This window comes from Polaromonas glacialis (assembly GCF_000709345.1).
In the GTDB taxonomy this organism is placed as follows: domain Bacteria; phylum Pseudomonadota; class Gammaproteobacteria; order Burkholderiales; family Burkholderiaceae_C; genus Polaromonas; species Polaromonas glacialis.
On sequence record NZ_KL448323.1, the window covers coordinates 3713594 to 3731510 of the forward strand.

Here is a 17917-nt window from a genome sequence, read left to right on the forward strand (position 1 = left end):
GGCGACTTCCTGGGAGAAGCGGTCCATGGCCCGGACTGACGCGCCCGGCCTGCGGCCGCGTGGCCGCCTGCTGGCCGGCTGGGCCTTGCTGGTCCTGGCCGCTTTGCTCTTGTCGGGCGTGGCGCCCTATGACCGTAGCACCTGGCTGCTCGAAGTGGCGCCGGTGCTGCTCGCCGCGCCGGTGCTGCTGGCCACCTGGCGCCGCTACCCGCTGACCACGCTGCTCTATGGGCTGATCACGCTGCACGCGCTGGTGCTGATCCTGGGCGGCGCCTACACCTATGCGCGCGTGCCACTGGGTTTCTGGCTGCAGGACGCGCTGCAGCTGGGCCGCAACCCCTACGACAAGATCGGCCACTTCATGCAGGGGCTGGTGCCGGCGATGGTCGCGCGCGAGGTGCTGCTGCAGCGCGGCTACCTGACCAGCCGGCGCATGGCGGCGTTCCTGTCGGTGTGCGTCGCCATGGCGATCAGCGCGGTGTACGAACTCGTCGAATGGGCCGCCGCGCTGGCGCTCGGGCAGGGCGCCGATGAATTCCTGGGCACGCAGGGCGACCCGTGGGACACGCAGTCGGACATGTTCTGGGCGCTGATCGGTGCAACGGTGGCGGTCACGCTGCTGCTGCGCTGGCACGACCGGCAGCTCAGGGCGCTGCGCCTGTCGGGCGATGCTATCAAATAAATAGCTGACTGTACCCGTGCCTGTTGCGCAAGAGCCCTGAAACGCATTGAAAAATGCGTGAATCGCGCTCCCTCCGGGGCCGGTGTGTTTGCGCAGCGCCTTGCAGCGGCGCTGCCCCTCGCAAACGCCCGCGCGCCCTCGGGAGGCCACGTTCCCCGGCAACCCGGTGAATGCTCAGAACGGCGCCGTGGGCCGGGACGGCAGCATGGACATCAGGCCTTCGGCCGCCGCCTTGTAGGCTTTCAGGCAGGCGGTTCCCACGCTCATGGCCGCTTCGCGTGAAGGATAGGGGTGGTCCGAAGCGTCGATGCAGACCTCGCCAGCCTGCTCCTGCGCCGACAGCTGCGTGACGATCCAGCAAAAAAGCCCCGGCGACGACTCTTCCACGCGCAAATTGAGCGCGCCGGAAGAAATCTGCGAACGCGCCGTCATAGCGCCCGGCCCAGTTCGGTCCCGACATCATGGGCGCCTGTCCCGACCTCCGCCACGGCCATGCGCAGCTCCAGTTCGCTGCATCGCAAGGCAGCCAGCCAGTAATTCACCGAGGCCGGTTCATTGATGTTGATCGGCTCGTTGGACAGCGCATGAACGTCCGGGGCAAGGCTTGACGAGTTGGGTTGCATGGTTTTTTTCCTGGCCGGTTGAAGAAGGAGGCGCCCAATCTTCTGACAATTATTTTTAACGTCATGTCAGAGACTTCCCCATGAGCTTGCAATCCCTATCGCCCAAGGGCAATGGGCCAAATGACCTAACCATGGTTAACCAGGACGCCCAGGCACCCCGAAGCCCCGCCCAGGAATGGCGCGAGTGGCCTTGCGCCAGCGCCTTCACCTTTAAATTGCCATCTGGATCAAAACGATCACTGCGTTGCTTCACCGTGGCCGTTACAGCACGGTCCGCAGCTTCATGTCTAATCCCGGATTGATCTGGAAACGGAACCAGGAGGCCTCGCCTACCGTCATGCAAGCACAACAAGCCCACGTCCGCTCCGGCCCGCTGATCGCCATCAAGGCGGCGCACACCCTCGTCTGGGCGCTTTTTGCCGGCTGCATCGTCGCGATTCCCTTCGCGTCGTGGCGCGGCGAGCACCGCGCCGCCGCCTGGCTGATTGCCATCGTTTTCGTTGAAGTGGCGGTTCTGGCGCTGAACCGGATGCGCTGCCCGCTCACCGGCTGGGCAGGGCGCTACACCAATGACCGGCGGGATAATTTCGACATCTACCTGCCGCTGTGGCTGGCCCGGCACAACAAGTCGATTTTTGGCGCGCTCTACGTTGCCGGCGCGGCCTTCGCGCTGGTTCGCTGGCTGCGCGACTCAGGCTAGCTTCAAGCCCCGCAGCACTTCTTGTATTTCTTCCCGCTGCCGCAGGAGCACGGGTCGTTGCGCCCCGGCGTGGCTTCCTTGCGGATGGTTTCGACCTTCGGCCCCATGGTTTTCCACAGCTCGCGCAGGTCGTAGACCGCCCAGATGGCCTCGCCGAAGGCATTGAGCCGGGCGATGCTGGTGCTCGGCGTGCCTTCCTCGCTCAGCGGCGACACTTCCGGCGCGGCGGCATCGTCCTCGGTCATGGCGACGATGGCCTGCAGCGCGCCGTCGAGCCACTTGGCAGCATCCTTGTCGCGCGGCGCGGCCCATTCGTCGGACCAGCTTTCGACCGCGAACATGAAGCCCAGCGCCCACACCTGCGCGAACGCCGGCAGGTCTTCCCTGGCGAACGCCGCCTGTTCCTCGGGCGGCATGTCGGCCACCACGCCGCGAATGTCCATGACCTCGGGGTGGTAGCAGGCGTCGTCCTCCAGCGAATCGACTTCGGCGTCGAGCGCGGTTCCGACTTCGGTCCAGCGCTGGTTCCAGAGCGCGAGAAAGCGCTCGCGTTGTTCGTCGCTGGCGAACGAGCCGCTGTCCTCGTCGGGCTCCTCGCCCTCGACCGGCAGGCCGAGCAGCACGCCCAGGTATTCGTAGGCGGGGATCGGGCGGCGCGAGCAGATCACGGCGGCCATGAAGCCTTCGCAAAATTCCCACTGCGGCGTTTCGTCGTAGCGGCTGCGCATATCGTCGAGGATGGCGTCGAGTTCGTCGAAGGCCTCGGTTTCCATCCACGGGGTGTCTAGCGGCTTCACAGGGTCAAGGTCAGGGTGTGTCATGGTGTTCGGTCCTGAGCCTTGGGCAAGGCTCTTATGATTAAAGTGTAGCTTCCGCGCCTTTGCGCTTGCCGTCTTCACGCCCGCCAGGGCCGCCGTTCCCAGAAATCCATTCCATGCTCCAGCGACTCAAGACCCTGGTTCCCGTCCGTTACGCCGCCCTGGGGCTCGGCCTTTGCGGCCTGCTGCTGGCGCTGGCCCGCCTGGCGTTGTGGGGCGGCGGCTGGCCGGCTGCGCTGGCGCTGCTCGCCTGCGCTTGCATCGTCGCGCTGGGCCTGCATGACCTGCGCCAACCCCAGCACGCCATTTTGCGCAATTACCCGGTGATTGGCCACCTGCGCTTTTTGCTGGAATACATCCGGCCCGAAATCCGCCAGTATTTCATCGAGAGCGACCGCGAAGCCACGCCGTTTTCCCGCGCCCAGCGCTCGCTGGTCTACCAGCGCGCCAAGGGCGAGCCCGACAACCGGCCGTTCGGCACGCAGCTTGACGTGGGCCGGCAGGGCTACGAATGGGTCAACCATTCGATGGCGCCCACCAGGCTGCCGACGCACGACTTTCGCGTCTGGATTGGCGGCGCGCCCGGCCAGCCCAGCGTATCGGCCCAGCCCTGCACCCAGCCCTACCATGCCAGCGTGTTCAACATCTCGGCGATGAGCTTTGGCGCGCTGTCGGCCAATGCGATTCTGGCGCTCAACCAGGGCGCGAAGATGGGCGGCTTTGCGCACGACACCGGCGAAGGCTCGATCTCGGCGCACCACCGGGTCCACGGTGGCGACCTGATCTGGGAAATCGGCTCGGGCTATTTTGGCTGCCGCCACGACGACGGCAGTTTCAGCGAGGAACGCTTCGTGGCGAATGCCGCCGATCCGCAGGTCAAGCTGATCGAACTCAAGATGAGCCAGGGCGCCAAGCCCGGCCACGGCGGCATTTTGCCCGGCCCGAAGGTGACGGTTGAGATCGCGGCCGCGCGTGGCGTGCCGGCCGGCCAGGACTGCATCTCGCCCGCCAGCCACGGCGCGTTCTCGACGCCGGTCGAGATGATGCAGTTCATCGCCCGGCTGCGCACCTTGTCGGGCGGCAAGCCGACCGGCTTCAAGCTGTGCATCGGCCATCCGTGGGAATGGTTCGCCCTCGTCAAGGCGATGCTGGAGACCGGCATCACGCCCGACTTCATCGTGGTCGATGGCGCCGAGGGCGGCACTGGTGCGGCGCCGCTCGAATTCAGTGACCATGTGGGCGCGCCGCTGCAGGAAGGCCTGCTGCTGGTCCACAACACGCTGGTCGGCGTCAATTTGCGCAGCCGCGTGTCGATCGGTGCGGCCGGCAAGGTCACCAGCGCCTTCGACATCGTGCGCCTAATGGCACTGGGCGCCGACTGGTGCAACGCCGGGCGCGGCTTCATGATGGCGCTGGGCTGCATCCAGGCGCAGACCTGCCACACCGGCCGCTGCCCGACCGGCGTGACCACGCAGGACCCGCTGCGCCAGCAGGCGCTGGTGGTGCCCGACAAGGCCGCCCGGGTGCGCAACTTTCACCGCAGCACGCTGCATGCGCTGCAGGAACTGGTGCAGGCCGCCGGGCTGTGCCACCCGAGCGAGGTCAATGCCCACCACATCGTTCGCCGCCTGACCGACACCGAGGTGCGGCTGCTGAGCAACCTGATTTTGCAGGTCGTGCCCGGCGCGCTGCTCGGGCCGATGCAGGACCAGCACAATGTCTTTCGCCTGTACTGGCCGATGGCCAGCGCGCACAGTTTCCAGGCCAGCCGCCCGGCGGTCAGCGCCAGCGGGCCGCCGGTGCATGCGGACGGTGCGCTTGAGGCGGCGCCCGCGACCCGCGCCTGAAGACTGTTGGCCGAAATTTTTTGCTATGAATTAAATAGCTTTATGCGCCCACTGGATATGCGCAAACGGCATTTTTTATAAGTAATTGAGGCTTTTCCTTGCTTGGCATCCAAGGGCTGGCGCATGACGGACTCAGTAAAACGCGTCATGGTCACCCACGTTCACTGGAATGATTTGCCCGTCCTGGATCAGCAATTCCAGCGTGATGCGGTAGGACAGGTTGATGGACACCGAATGCAGCCCTTCAAACTTGCCGCGCAAGGCATGCAGGCGCAGCGAAGGGTGAAACGGATTGGCCTCCAGCAACTGCAAGGTCTTCAGGTAATGCTGGCGTAAATCGGGATGCTGCTTCAGAAACCGAGCGGCGCGGCGGTTGTAGTGCTCGGTGAAAACCAGGGAAAAGGGCTGTCTTGGCAAATTCACAGTGAATCCAGGCGAGCCAGGTGCGCGGCCGGCGACTCCTGGACCACCCGCCCGGCGGCCAGGTCGGCGCGGGTCTGGGCCAGCGCCGCATCCAGTTCGCATTCGCGCAGGTAATGGTAGTGCGCGATATCCATCACTACAAACCGGTCCTTGCCGCGTACCGACACCATGGCCTCGGGCGCTGAACTGAGGGCCAGCTCAATGGCGGAAATGCCTTTGGTTTTTAAATCGTTGGCGCTGATGTGGGACATGCCGGAACTCCTGAAAATGTATTTAGCGTACTTTAAATCATACGATAAATCACATTGTAAAGCCGGCTATCCACGAGAATCCTGCGTTGCAGGTCTGGTTTCTCCTGCCCTTGGAGGCACGAAACAAGGCCTTGAATCAGATCACGGCAGTTTTCCAGTTTGCTATGAATTAAATAGCTATCTGCGCCCGAACACCATGCGCCAGCAGCCTTTTTGACATCGAAAGCACGTGCCGGTCCTTGCTCAGCAGCAGGGTCTGGCCGGCCACCGCCAGGTCGATGAACTTCTGGTCGTCGGGGTCGCTGCAGTTCAGGCGCGCCTTGACGGCAACGTCGAGCAGGCGGGCGTGGCGGTCGAACGCGGCCAGCACGTCGCCGGCGCTGAGCCGGTAGAACGCCAGGCGCGGCACGATCTGCGGGTAGTCCAGCACGCGGGCGAGTTCGTCGCGCATCGGCTGGGTGGCAATCCAGTCGAGTTCGCCGGTTTCCAGCGCTTTCTTGATCGGTTTCGCGGCTGCATCGGCGAAAACGAAGATGTCCAGAATGATGTTGGTGTCGATGACGACCGGCTGCCTGGGCGCATCGGCCGGCAATGGCGCGGCCCCGGCATCATCCTGCGCTGCATCCGCCTTCAGCATCACGCTTTGGACGCATCAGCCGGCTTGCCGCGCGCCGAGCCGGCAACCATGTCGAAGCGGAACAGCCGGCATTCAATCGGGCCGTTCCACATCGGCACGCGGCGCGATTCCTTCAGGCGCATCTTGCCCGGCAATTTCAGGTCGGGCGTGAGGACGTGGGCGGTCCAGCCGGCGTAGTTTTTCTTCCAGTGCGCGGCCAGCTGCGGAAAGAAGTCCGACGCTTCCTCGCCCCAGGCGTTTTGCGCCTGCTCGCGGCCGGGGTTGGCCGAGCGGTCGCGCGGCGGCTCGAAGCCTGTTTCATCGCGGCTGTCGTGCTCGTTGCGTTCATGGCGGCCCGAGCGCATGTCGCGTTCCTGGCGCACCACCGGCTGGCCGAATTCATCGACGCTCTGACCCTGGAATTGCGAACGCCGCTGCTCGCGCTGCTGCACGCCGCTGGTGCCGGCCACGCCCGCCACGTCGATGCGCTCGCCGTACGGCGGGTTCACCAGCATCACGCCGCTTGGCGCGGGCGGCATGCGCTGCAGCGCGTCGCCGCCGCGCACCTGCACCGCATGCGCGACGCCGGCGCGTTCGGCATTGCGCTCGGCAAAGTCCACCATGCGGAAGGACACATCGCTGCCGAACACCGGCGCCGTGGGTTCGGTAATCGCCGCTTCGGCCTGGTCGAGCAGGCCTTCCCACACGTGGCCCTGGAAGGGCAAATACTTCTGGAAGGCAAAGCGGCGGTTGATGCCCGGCGCGATGTTGCAGGCGATCTGTGCGGCCTCGATGACGATGGTGCCCGAGCCGCAGCACGGGTCGTACAGCGGCACGCCGTCCTTGCACAGCTGGTCCCAGCCGCTGGCGGCGATCATCGCGGCGGCCAGCGTTTCCTTCAGCGGCGCGTCGCCCTTGTCCTCGCGCCAGCCGCGCTTGAACAGCGGCTCGCCCGAGGTGTCGATGTACACCGTCACCGTGTCGGTGGTCAGGTGGACATACACGCGCACGTCGGGCCAGCGGGTATCGACGCTGGGGCGCACGTCGTTGAACTTGTGGCGGAAGCGGTCGGCAATCGCATCCTTGATCTTCAGCGCGGCAAAGTTCAGGCTTTGCAGCGGGCTGTGCTGGGCGGTGATCTCGACCTTGAAGGTCTGCGCGGGCGTGAACCAGATTTCCCAGGCGACGCTGGCCGCCGCGTTGTACAGGTCCTGCTCGCTGCGGTAGGTGCCGTGCTGCAACTCGATCAGCACGCGCTGGGCCAGGCGGCTGTGCAGGTTGAGCTGCAGCGCCTCGCGCCACGAGCCCTGCAGCTGCACGCCGGCGCGCCAGGCCTTGCCTTCAATGCCGGTGATGCGCCGGACTTCGGCGGCCAGCAGGTTCTCGACGCCGGCGGCGCAGGGGAGGAAGAGTTGGAGTTGGTTCATGACAGGCTTTAATGTTGCGTGATGCCCGGCCGTTCGCGCCGGGCGTTGGTCACAGCGCTTTGCGCAGGTTGGTTGGCGCGATGCGCAGCGCTTCGCGGTATTTGGCCACCGTGCGGCGGGCGCATTCGATGCCCTGCTCCTTGAGCATTTCGGAAATCTGGTTGTCGCTGAGCGGCTTTTTCGTGCTTTCGGAGGCGACGAACTGCTTGATCAGCGCGCGCACGGCGGTGCTCGACGCATTGCCGCCGCTTTCGGTGCCCAGGCCGGAGCCAAAGAAATACTTCAACTCGAAGGTGCCGAAGGGCGTGCCCATGTACTTGGCGGTGGTCACCCGCGAAATGGTCGATTCGTGCAGGCCCAGCTCGTCGGCGATCTCGCGCAGCACCAGCGGGCGCATGGCGAGTTCGCCGTGGGTGAAGAAGTTTTTCTGCCGCTCGACGATGGCGTTGCTGACGCGCAGGATGGTGTCGAAACGCTGCTGGATGTTCTTGATGAACCAGCGCGCTTCCTGCAGCCGCTGCTGCAGCGCCTGGCCGCCGCCCCGGCCGCCGTGCTGGCGCAGGGCGCTGGCGTAAATGTCGTGGACCCGCAGCCGGGGCATGACGTCGCTGTTGAGCGTGACCTTGAAGCCCCGGCCGGCCTTGACGACGATCACGTCGGGAACGATCAGGTTGCGCTCGACATTGGCAAAGCGCCGGCCGGGCTTGGGGTCGAGCCGGGCGATCAGGCCAATCGCGCCCTTGATGGCGTCTTCGGGGAATTTGCACAGGTGCGACAGGCGCTTGACATCGCGCTTGGCCAGCAACTCCATCGGCTGCTGGCAGATCGCCATGGCGGCGCGCGACTCCAGGCTGTTCTTGCAGTCAAGCAACTGCAGCCGCAGGCATTCGGCCAGGGTGCGCGCGCCGACGCCGGCAGGCTCCATGTGCTGGAGCAGTTGCAGGGCGATGGCGAACTGCTGCGCCAGCTCTTCGGCCTGCTCCAGGTTGTCGCCCGCCAGGCCGGCGGCGAGCGACGCCAGGCTGTCTTCGAGGTAGCCGTCGTCATTGAGCGACTCGATCAGGAAGTGCAGCGCGGCGCGGTCGAGTTCGGACAGGCGCAGGCCGAGCGCCTGCCGGTGCAGGTGGTCCTGCAGCGACTCGTGCGCGCCAGTCAGGTCGGAGGCTTCGGCGTTACTGTCGTCCAGGTTGTTCTTGCGCGCCGGCGCGTCGCCGCCCCATTCGCTGTCGTCGGGCGAGGACTCGACCGAGCCGTCGCCTTCCCAGCTTTCTTCGAGCGCGGCCTCGGTGCCGGCCTCCGCCGTGGTTTCAGACTCTTTTGACGTGCTTGCGCTTGCTGTGTCTGAGTTTCCAGCTATTGAATCCGTAGCAGACTCGAACTCGCGGCTGTCCTGACTGACCGGGGTGTCGGTCTGGTCCAGGCCAAATTCCTCGCGCGGCGCGCTGTCGTCGGCCAGTTCGAGGAACGGATTCTCGTCCAGCATCTGCTCGACTTCCTGGCTCAGCTCCAGCGTCGAGAGCTGCAGCAGCCGGATCGACTGCTGCAGCTGCGGCGTGAGCGCCAGGTGCTGCGAGACGCGCAGTGAAAGTCCTTGTTTCATAAAGATATAGCCCCCACGCTCCCCGCTTCGCGTGGTTCGCTGCCCCCCGAGGGGGCCGCCCCGCCTGCGGCCTGGCAAAGCCAGTTCCGCGGCCGGTACTTGCAAGGACTAACCCCCACGCTCCCCGCTTCGCGTGGTTCGCTACCCCCCGAGGGGGCCGCCCCGCCTGCAGTCCGGCAAAGCCGGTCCTGCGGCCGGTATTGGCACGGGCGGGGAAGGGTGTCAGTGCGTCTGGCAAGCACGCGCCGCGGAACCGGCTTTGCCGGGCCGCAGGTGACGGCCCCCTGAGGGGGGAGGGAGCTGCACGAAGTGAGCGACAACGGGGGGGCACGCATGGCTACATCTTGAAGTGTTCGCCCAAATACACGCGGCGCACCTCGGTGTTGTCCACGATCTCGGCCGGCGTGCCGTTGGCCAGCACATGGCCGTCGCTGATGATATAGGCGTGGTCACAGATGCCCAGCGTCTCGCGAACGTTGTGGTCGGTGATCAGGACGCCGATGCCGCGCGATTTCAGGAAGCCGATGATGCGCTGGATCTCGATCACGGCAATCGGGTCGATGCCGGCAAACGGTTCGTCGAGCAGGATGAAGCGCGGCTGGGTGGCCAGGGCTCTGGCAATCTCGACGCGGCGGCGCTCGCCGCCCGACAGCGACAAGGCCGGCGAGTCGCGCAGATGGTCCACGCGCAGGTCCTTGAGCAGCGCATCGAGCCGCGACTCCAGCTCGGCCCGGCCCAGCGGCTTGCCGGCCGCATCGCGCTGCAACTCCAGCACGGCACGAACGTTTTCCTGCACGCTGAGCTTGCGAAAGATCGACGCTTCCTGCGGCAGATAGCTCAGGCCCAGGCGCGCGCGCTTGTGGATCGGCATTTGCTCGACCGGCTGGCCGTCGATGGAAATGGTGCCCGCATCGGCGCGCACCAGGCCGACGATCATGTAGAACGACGTGGTCTTGCCCGCGCCATTGGGGCCCAGCAGTCCGACGACCTCGCCTTTTTTCACCGACAGCGACACGTCCTGCACCACCAGCCGGCTGCCGTAGGACTTTCGCAGTCCCTGCGCGACCAGGCTGCTGGACGTGTCCAGGCGGACCGCGCCCTCCTGCGGAGTTGCCGTTTCAATCGTTCCATTCATGGGTTCAGGGTGCTTTCGGGGCTGTGCCGGTGCCCAGCGTGGTGCTGGGGCGTAAAACGGGTGCCGGTCCGGCCGCCGGCGGGGCAGCCTGGGCGCCGGGCGCCGGGCCGCGCGGCGACAGCATGGCCCGGACGCGTCCGCCGGGATTGGCCGCGCTGGCGTTTTTCGCGCCGGCATCGACCGTGAACACGTCGGTGTTGTTGTCGTACACGATCAGCGCGCCGGTGGTTTCGTCGCTCAGCACCGCGCCTTTGTAGCGGCGCACCACGGCGCGCTTGATGAACTTGACCAGGTCGGCGCGGCTGTCGTATTCGATGCGCTCGCCTTCGCCCTCGATGTATTCATCGACGCCGTCGCGCTTCTTGCGGTAGTAGGCCAGCTTGCCGGGGGCCGCCGTGGCCACGGCCAGCTGGTAGCCTTCCGGGTCCTGGCTGACATCGACCTGCGCGCCACGGATGATGGTCGTCCCCTTGGTGATGACGACATTGCCGGTGAAGACGCTGGTCTGCTTGAGGTCGTCGTAGCGCAGGGAATCAGCCTCGGCATTCATCGGCTTGTCGCGGTCGGCCTTCTCGGCTGCGGCGGGCAGCGCCACGCCTGCGGCGAGGAAGGCCATCAGGAGGAAAGAACAAAAGGAGCGTTTCATAAGGCACGAATCTTGCAGCTACGGGTTTTGCCATTGTAGCCATGCCTGCAACGCTGGAAACTTCAGAAACCTTGCCAATATGAAGTCCGTCCAGCCAGGAGCCGCCTGTGAGGCACCATTGACCAGTAACACCCTCACGCAGAAATCACCTGGCGGCCTGGAGTTCCGTCGGTTCCGGCGCGGCCTGGCTTGTGGCCTGCGGTTGTGCCGGTTCCTCGACGTCGTACGACCCGAAGACCTGGCGGGCCGAGCGGGTTTCAGGCAGCACATAGACGATGCCGTTTGTCCCGGTAAACGCCGGGCTCACGACGTTTTCATAAAACTTCACGGGAACATTGATGCAGCCATAGGAAATCCTGCGGTCCGACGGCGACGAACTGTCCAGCCGCTGGGCGCGGCGCTCCTTGGCGTTGGAGGTAATCACCCGATGCAAGGCAATGGCCGTGTCGTAGTCGACCCAGAGAATTTCTTCTCCGTGCAGATTCTTGTCGAGCGAAGCCACGAAACGCCCCGCCGGCGTGGTGCGCTCCTCGGGCCGGATAGTGGACAGTTTGCGGTTGCCGATGCCGGGGACGGCGTCATCGCCTTGCGCCAGGCCGAGCAGTGCCGGAGCGGCCCCGCGCAGCCTGCCAGTCGCATCGAACAGGAAGACTCTGGCATCCGCTTTGTCGACGATCAGGAACGGCAGGCTGCGGTTGTCGCGGGAATCAACCACCCAGTTGGCGACATGCCGGGCCTGCGGGGAGGCGTGCTCCTGCTCGAAGCTGGCCCGTCTGGCGTGCTGCGGCGCGGCCATGGGCGGTGTCTTCGTTGCGGAGGGAGCCGAGGCGTCCTGCGCCGCGATCGATCCAGGTCCCGAGACGGCAGATTGCGCAGCGCCCTCAAACGCCAGCGCTGGCTGGGCGGAAAAACCAGCGGCCAGCAGGCCAAGAAGAAGCACGGCTCTGGCCAGGATGGCGGTGATCGGGCGCACGCGCACGGGGCATTTTGCGCAGGGCAGCGCTGCCCGCAAGCGCTGCCCGGTCCAGTTTCTGGGTGAAGTCATGATGCTGGTCAAATCCGCCTGTTGCGTGACGTGGTCGGGCACGGCCCGTGGCGCTTAGTTGCGGTAGGGTTTGGGCGCACGCTTGGGCGCCACGTAAGCCTCGGGCGGAGCTGCGACCGGCGTAACGACAGGCGTTTCAGCAGGAGTGACAACGATCGGTGCCGGTGGCATCACAACCCGCAATACGGGTGGCGGCAAGGTGGCCGGCACCACAACCACCGGCAGGGCCGGTGGCACGATGCTTGGCACAGGGCCTGGCGGGATGGCGGCTGGCGGCACGGGCTGGATCACTGGAGGTGGGAACGAACCTGTGATTGCTGGTGGCACGACGACCGGAGGGGTCACTACCGGAGGCGTCACGACGGGTGGCACAACGACCGGAGGGGTCACTACCGGAGGCGTCACGACGGGTGGCACAACGACCGGAGGGGTCACTACCGGAGGCACCGTAACAGGGGTCACTGTTAGCTGGCCGTCTGTGTAGGTGATGACGTAATTGCCTGGGTTGAAGGTTCCTCCGGTTGCGCCAGTTGGCGTGATCGCATACGGTCCTGGTGCGGTGGCAGTCGCTACCGAGCCTGGGCTGGTTTCGGTGACGCTGCCCACAGTCTCGCCGTTCTTCGGCGCTACCGGGGTCGTGAAGGCCGTGCCCGACGGTGTGAATGTGTCGCCGTAGACCTTGGTGGCGTCGTTCGCCTTGATCGTCAGCGGCGCCGGCGTCACGGTCAATGCACCGTCGACATAGGTGATGGTGTAGTTGCTCGGCGTGAACGTGCCGCCGGTGGCAGCGCTAGGCGTGATGGCGTAGGGCCCTGGCACAGCGGCGGTCGGCGGTGTTCCCGTCGGGCTGAGTTCGGTGACGCTGCCCACGGTTTCGCCGTTTTGCGGTGCTACCGGCGTCGTGAAGGCCGTGCCCGACGGTGTGAATGTGTCGCCGTAGACCTTGGTGGCGTCGTTCGCCTTGATCGTCAGCGGCGCCGGCGTCACGGTCAATGCACCGTCGACATAGGTGATGGTGTAGTTGCTCGGCGTGAACGTGCCGCCGGTGGCAGCGCTAGGCGTGATGGCGTAGGGCCCTGGCACAGCGGCGGTCGGCGGCGTTCCCGTCGGGCTGAGTTCGGTGACGCTGCCCACGGTTTCGCCGTTTTGCGTCGCTACCGGCGTCGTGAAGGCCGTGCCCGACGGTGTGAAGGTTTGGCCGTAGACCTTGGTGGCGTCGTTCGCCTTGATCGTCAGCGGCGCGGGCGTCACGGTCAGTGCGCCGTCGACATAGGTGATGGTGTAGTTGCTTGGCGTGAACGTGCCCGTGGCGCTGCCTGGCGTGATCGCGATGGGATAGGTGCTGCCCACCACGCTGGCGGTCGGAGCCGTGCCCGTGCTGGTCTCGGCCACGCTGGTGACGGTTTCACCGGCTACCGGGGCTACCGGAGTCGTGAAGGCCGTTCCCGATGGCGTGAACGTCTGGCCGTAGACCTTGGTGGCGTCGTTTGCCTTGATCGTCAGCGGCGCCGGGGTGATGCTGGCCGTGGTGATCGCGGTCGTGTTCACCGTGTAGTTGCCCGCGTCTGCACCGGCAAGGCTCAGGCCGGTGCCCGTCACCGTTTTGCCATTGCCCACGTTCTTGTCGCTAAATTGTGCCGTGCCTCCTGTGTAGGTGACAGAGTCCCCTGCAAAGGGAGTGGCCAGCGTACGGCTCGCGATCACTGCCGAGTCGTTTCCGTCGTACATCTTGTCGTCCGCCGTGATGCGGCCGATCAGCGTCGCTGGCGTGATCGTGCCCGGTGCCGTATTCACTGAAACAGAGTAGTTGTTGCCTCCGTTGCCGTCACTTACGGTATACGGGCCATTCGCAACCAGGGTGCTGTTTCCCGTGCCCAGTACGTTCTTACTGGCATAGACCTGGGTCAGCGTGCCGTTCAGGGTGTCTCCAGGTTGCAGGCCGAGGAATGTCGGCGTGCCTGTTGAACTGGTGGTGCCGTTGTAGACGCGGGTATCGGTGACTGCGTTGACCGTCAGCGGCCGGGCCGTGATGTCGGCGCGCGTGACGTAGGTTCCGGACGTCGTTCCGGCAGGCGCAAACAGGTCGAAAACAGCATTGCTAAAGGTGCTGTTGAAGGTGATCAGCTTGTCCGTGCCGACGTGCTTGGTATCGAAATTGGCATTGCTGACAGCGCCCAGTGTGGCGGCAGGCGCGACACCTGCTAAGTCTGGTTTAAGCCCGCTGACGTTAGCCGTCGTCGTGCCGTCGTACATCTTGTTGTCGCCCTTGCCGAAGACCCAAGCCTTGGCGTCCAGCACGCCAGCCCCAGTCAGGTTCGAGCGGTAGGCGGTGATCTCAGCGTTCGTGGTGGCGTAGCTCGCCGGATTGAAGCGAATGCTGAGGTTGCCGGTCGTGATGGTCAGGCAGTTGGAGCCACAGGTAATGGACACCGTGCCGGCAGCCGCGCCGGGGCCGGTGCCGTCGTTGTCGGCACGCAGCACCATGTCACCGGAGGTGATCGTCGAGGCGGCCTGGATCTTGACATCCTTGCCGGCCACCGCTGTCAGGGTTCCGGTAGTAATGGTTGTCGCCGCTGTCACCTTTACATCGTTCACGGCGTTGAAGGTGAGATTGCCGGTGGTTGTCTTGGTAGCCGCAGCGACGTTGACGTCGTGTCCGGCCTTGGCAATCACGCTGCCGTTGATGCCCGTAATGGCCTGATTGATGTTGACATCGTTAACGGCATTCATGGTCAACGCGGTGGTTGCCGTCCAGGAGACGGCGTCATTAACGTTCACATTGCCAGCCGTGCCGGCTCCGCCCGAGTTACTGTCAAGGGTAACGTTGGTCAAATCCAGGTTGGTGCCAAGTTGGGCGCCCGTGATGTTTCCGCCACTTGCTGCCACCGTATAGTCAGACGGGTCGATCAACCAGGTGCCGGTTTTCCCGGCGCTCGCCAGCGTGGTGACCTTGGCGCCGTTCGCGACCTTCACATTCGCTGCGGAGGTTTCAACAAAGCCGCCATTGCCGCCAATTGGCGCTGACGCATCGAGCGTGCCGGCCACGTTCACGGTGCCGCTGTCCATGCCGCCCAGCAGCTTGATCGTGCCGTTTTCGCCCGTGACCAGCGTCTGCGCCTGCACCACGCCGGTGTTGTTGACCGCATTGGACAGCAAGCTGCCGGCCGCCTGCGTGGTCATGAGCACCTGGCCGCCGTCGGCGCGGACCATGCCGCCGTTGTCCACCAGCGCGTCGACCGCGCCCTGGTCCACCGTGACGTTGAGCAGCTTGTCGCCTGCCATGTCCAGCGTGACGGCGTTGCCGGCCGCGAGCGCGACCGTGCCGAGCTGGGCCGCTATCACGCCCTGGTTGCTGACGTTGGCGCCGAGCAGGGCGACGTAGCCGCCAATGGCCGCGTTGATGGTGCCCTGGTTCAAGACCGAGCCTGCGCCCGCGCCAGAGAATTTGAAGTTGTTCGCCATGAAGTTGGCGTCCGAGATGGCCAGCGTGGAGGCCACCAGTCCGCCCACATTGACCGATGCGCCCTGGCCGAACAGGATGCCGTTGGGGTTGACCAGGAACACCTTGCCGTTCGAGGACAGGCTGCCCAGGATGTTGGAAGGGTCCGAGCCGACGACGCGGTTCAGCGCCACCGAGTTGCTGCCCGGCTGCACGAATTGCACCGACTCGCCAGCCTTGATGCCAAAGCTCTGCCAGTTGATCGCCACGTTGGGCGTGGTCTGGGTGATCGTCATGTTGCCGGTCGTGCCGCCGATGCTGGCGCTGCCGGCTGACACGACGCCGCCCGCGGGCTGGGCATAAGCACTGGCCCCACAGGCCATCATCAGCGAAACGGCCAGGATTTTCAGCCTGAAGCTACCGCCAGCATCGGCAGCCGCCGCGCAGGAAGAGGTTTTCTTGCCGGCGCCGCGGGTGATTTCGGAAACGGCCACAAAGGTGCCGGTCTGGTCGTTCCAGATGGAGCGGTGAATGAGGTTCATGGGAATCTTTCGCGTATTTTTTGAATTGCGGCTTCAGTCCGCAGGCATGGCAGGCAAGCCTGCGCGGGACAGGCTCAGAAATATTTGACGGCCTGAATCCAGAACCGGCCCGACTTGTCTGGCGCCGAGGTGACCGTTTCGCTGCCCAGCTTGCGGGCGTAAAACGCCCTCACCAGAAAATTGTTGGTCTCCGACCAGTTCAGGCCGACGCCGGCGCCGCTCAGGGTCCGGCGGTTGTCGCCCGCATCCCAGGGGTTCTTGTGCGTGGTCACGCTGCCGGTGTCGACAAAGCCGATCAGCTGCACCTGCCCGGGAAGCTGGACGGGAGTGGGCAGCCGCAGCCGGGCTTCGAGCGTCAGCACATAGCCTTGGTCCGCATAGGCTTCGCCTTCCGGATAGGCCCGCACGCCGTACATGCCGCCGAGCTCCATCTTTTCAGAGACATCGAGGTTTTTCGAGGCCACCTGGCCGTTGATGCCGGCATACAGCGAAACGCTGTCGGTCACGCTTTGCAGCCGCATGGCACTGAAGCCCAGCTTGGTGTAATGGCCGTTGCTTTGCGCCGTCGCCGCATCGAAAGCCCGCATGGCGGGGGTCTGGATGTCGAGCTTGCCGGCAGTCCCTGTGAGGGAGTAGCTGTTCAAACCGCCGCCGCCCAGACTGTCCCGGTGGTCGCCGCGCAGCGTCGCCATCAGCGCCTGGGCCTTCTTGTCGACAACCGACGAGGTGGCGTCGACCTTGTCCTGCATGGTTTTGTGGTCGTAGGCGAGCAAGGCGTACAAGTTGGTGTTGCGTGAGCGGATCAAGGGATAGCTGCCGTAGATGCTCGCAATTTTTGCGGTTCCATTGGCGTGCAGGCTTTCAAACTCCCTGCCCAACTCGTAGCCCAGCCAGCTGTAAGCCACGCCAGCCGTCGCCTTGCCGAATTGCATCTGGTAGGACGCGCGGGCGTAGTTCAGGCCCGAGCCCGACGTCAGCACGCGCAGCGAGGCCACGTCGCCGCGCCCGGCCGCATTGTTCAGGTTCACCGTGGCGCCGACGCGGTATTCGCCGGTGTAGCGGTTGCCGGCGTTGTCGGCATCGATGCTTCCCGTGACGCGCTGCCCGGGCGCGACGTCCACGATCAGGTCGGACGTGCCTAAGGACGAGCCAGGCGCCAAGGTCGAGCTGACGTTCACGCCGGGAATGTCCGACAGCAGCAGCAAGCGGCTTTCCAGCGGCGCAATTGCCACCGTGTCGCCGCTGTTGAGTCCGTCAAGCTGGCTGTAAACGAGGTCGTCGGACAGATTGCTCTGGTTGCGAACGGCCACCTTGCCGTACTGACCCTCGATCACGGCAATCGTGACCGCGCCGTCCTTGATCTCCTGCGCGGGCAGGTAAGCCTGGGCCACAAAGTAGCCTGCGCTGCGATAGCGATCGGTGATTTTTGATGCCATGGCGCGCAGGTCGCCCAGCGTCAGTTCGCTGCCGGGCCTGAAGCCGGTCAGTGCCAGCAATTCTGCTGCGGGATAGACGCGCGCGCCCGTCACTTGCAGGCTGTTGACGGTGATCTTTACCGCGTCAGACGCCGGGGTCGCCGGCTCGGTGCTGGGCTCGAGGCGGATCGCGGGCGCAGCTTTTTGCGGCATGGGGGCCGGCGGGATCTGCTGAAGCTGGCTGCCGGCGCTCGGGGGTTGCTGGGCAAAAATGCCCTGGCTCAGGGCCAGAAGCGCAAACGGAAAGAATTTATTTGTGAACACAAGTCGCCTTTCGGGTGAAAGAGTTACTGATCCGGGCTCCGTTGTTCTGGGGAGCGCGGCAAGGCTGGCAGGCAAGAAAGAAACACCCCAGTGGGGCTTTATTGATAATTTTGTCAATTTTCGAGAATGGTTCAATTAGACACTAAAAGTAGTATTTTTTTACATTGATATGTAGGATGAACGCTTGTGTTCGAGTGCGAAAAAAACGTGACTGAACGTAACACAGCGCGGGGCCGGGAGGTCGGGTCTGGATGGGCATGCATCGGCAAGCCAGCGGATCGGGAAAGGCGGGCAAGTGTGTGCCGCCCTGAAGCTTCAAGACAGCCGAAAACCAGAAAATTTCGTGCCTTTTAGGCAATTTGCGCAAGCTGGACGGGGGCAGGC

The 17917-nt window shown here is 64.8% G+C and carries 16 protein-coding genes; 3 read left to right on the top strand and 13 right to left on the bottom strand.

Annotated elements, in window-relative coordinates:
- Positions 1-25 precede the first annotated feature (25 nt).
- The gene (locus tag EC86_RS0118225) at positions 26-682 is read left to right on the top strand and encodes a DUF2238 domain-containing protein (protein ID WP_029527281.1); all 657 of its coding nucleotides are present in this window, start codon (positions 26-28) and stop codon (positions 680-682) included.
- A gap of 174 nt (positions 683-856) precedes the next feature.
- Here the strand turns inward: EC86_RS0118225 and EC86_RS0118230 are convergent, their stop codons facing one another.
- Together EC86_RS0118230 and EC86_RS0118235 are read right to left on the bottom strand one after the other, a co-directional pair.
- Positions 857-1114 (bottom strand): hypothetical protein, encoded by a 258-nt coding sequence (locus EC86_RS0118230; protein ID WP_029527282.1) that lies wholly within the window; start codon positions 1112-1114, stop codon positions 857-859.
- Complete coding sequence (locus EC86_RS0118235) at positions 1111-1305, bottom strand: DUF3606 domain-containing protein (RefSeq protein ID WP_029527284.1); 195 nt, start codon at positions 1303-1305, stop codon at positions 1111-1113. The genes EC86_RS0118230 and EC86_RS0118235 overlap by 4 nt, the downstream gene beginning before the upstream one ends.
- A 337-nt stretch (positions 1306-1642) precedes the next feature.
- Here EC86_RS0118235 and EC86_RS0118240 point away from each other — a divergent pair, with 337 nt between their 5' ends.
- On the top strand, positions 1643-2005 hold the full coding sequence (locus tag EC86_RS0118240) for a hypothetical protein (RefSeq protein WP_029527286.1): 363 nt from the start codon (positions 1643-1645) through the stop codon (positions 2003-2005).
- A gap of 2 nt (positions 2006-2007) precedes the next feature.
- Here EC86_RS0118240 and EC86_RS0118245 read toward each other — a convergent pair whose 3' ends face one another.
- Positions 2008-2826 carry a UPF0149 family protein gene (locus tag EC86_RS0118245; RefSeq protein WP_029527288.1) on the bottom strand — a complete coding sequence of 273 codons (819 nt, stop codon included), beginning with the start codon at positions 2824-2826 and terminating at the stop codon, positions 2008-2010.
- A 113-nt stretch (positions 2827-2939) separates the two neighbouring features.
- Here EC86_RS0118245 and EC86_RS0118250 point away from each other — a divergent pair, with 113 nt between their 5' ends.
- The gene (locus EC86_RS0118250) at positions 2940-4670 is read left to right on the top strand and encodes an FMN-binding glutamate synthase family protein (protein WP_029527291.1); all 1731 of its coding nucleotides are present in this window, start codon (positions 2940-2942) and stop codon (positions 4668-4670) included.
- A gap of 132 nt (positions 4671-4802) precedes the next feature.
- Here the strand turns inward: EC86_RS0118250 and EC86_RS0118255 are convergent, their stop codons facing one another.
- The 10 genes from EC86_RS0118255 to EC86_RS0118300 form a co-directional block, all read right to left on the bottom strand.
- Positions 4803-5093, bottom strand: coding sequence for a type II toxin-antitoxin system RelE/ParE family toxin (locus EC86_RS0118255; protein ID WP_198026818.1), 291 nt, complete (start codon positions 5091-5093; stop codon positions 4803-4805).
- Positions 5090-5344 carry a prevent-host-death protein gene (locus tag EC86_RS0118260; protein ID WP_029527295.1) on the bottom strand — a complete coding sequence of 85 codons (255 nt, stop codon included), beginning with the start codon at positions 5342-5344 and terminating at the stop codon, positions 5090-5092. The genes EC86_RS0118255 and EC86_RS0118260 overlap by 4 nt, the downstream gene beginning before the upstream one ends.
- A gap of 169 nt (positions 5345-5513) precedes the next feature.
- Positions 5514-5981, bottom strand: a complete 468-nt coding sequence (locus EC86_RS0118265; RefSeq protein ID WP_156955410.1) for a putative toxin-antitoxin system toxin component, PIN family — start codon at positions 5979-5981, stop codon at positions 5514-5516.
- Positions 5981-7387, bottom strand: coding sequence for a THUMP domain-containing class I SAM-dependent RNA methyltransferase (locus EC86_RS0118270; RefSeq protein ID WP_029527297.1), 1407 nt, complete (start codon positions 7385-7387; stop codon positions 5981-5983). The genes EC86_RS0118265 and EC86_RS0118270 overlap by 1 nt, the downstream gene beginning before the upstream one ends.
- Positions 7388-7436: 49 nt before the next feature.
- Complete coding sequence (locus EC86_RS0118275; RefSeq protein ID WP_029527298.1) at positions 7437-8987, bottom strand: RNA polymerase factor sigma-54; 1551 nt, start codon at positions 8985-8987, stop codon at positions 7437-7439.
- A gap of 337 nt (positions 8988-9324) precedes the next feature.
- The gene (gene lptB / locus EC86_RS0118280) at positions 9325-10122 is read right to left on the bottom strand and encodes an LPS export ABC transporter ATP-binding protein (protein ID WP_051676050.1); all 798 of its coding nucleotides are present in this window, start codon (positions 10120-10122) and stop codon (positions 9325-9327) included.
- A gap of 4 nt (positions 10123-10126) precedes the next feature.
- Positions 10127-10768, bottom strand: coding sequence for a lipopolysaccharide transport periplasmic protein LptA (gene lptA / locus EC86_RS0118285; protein ID WP_029527300.1), 642 nt, complete (start codon positions 10766-10768; stop codon positions 10127-10129).
- Between the two features lie 145 nt (positions 10769-10913).
- Positions 10914-11813, bottom strand: a complete 900-nt coding sequence (locus EC86_RS27155) for a hypothetical protein (protein WP_051676051.1) — start codon at positions 11811-11813, stop codon at positions 10914-10916.
- 54 nt (positions 11814-11867) lie between these two features.
- Positions 11868-15794 (bottom strand): two-partner secretion domain-containing protein, encoded by a 3927-nt coding sequence (locus tag EC86_RS26300; protein ID WP_051676052.1) that lies wholly within the window; start codon positions 15792-15794, stop codon positions 11868-11870.
- A gap of 74 nt (positions 15795-15868) precedes the next feature.
- Complete coding sequence (locus tag EC86_RS0118300; RefSeq protein WP_029527303.1) at positions 15869-17533, bottom strand: ShlB/FhaC/HecB family hemolysin secretion/activation protein; 1665 nt, start codon at positions 17531-17533, stop codon at positions 15869-15871.
- Positions 17534-17917: the final 384 nt, after the last annotated feature.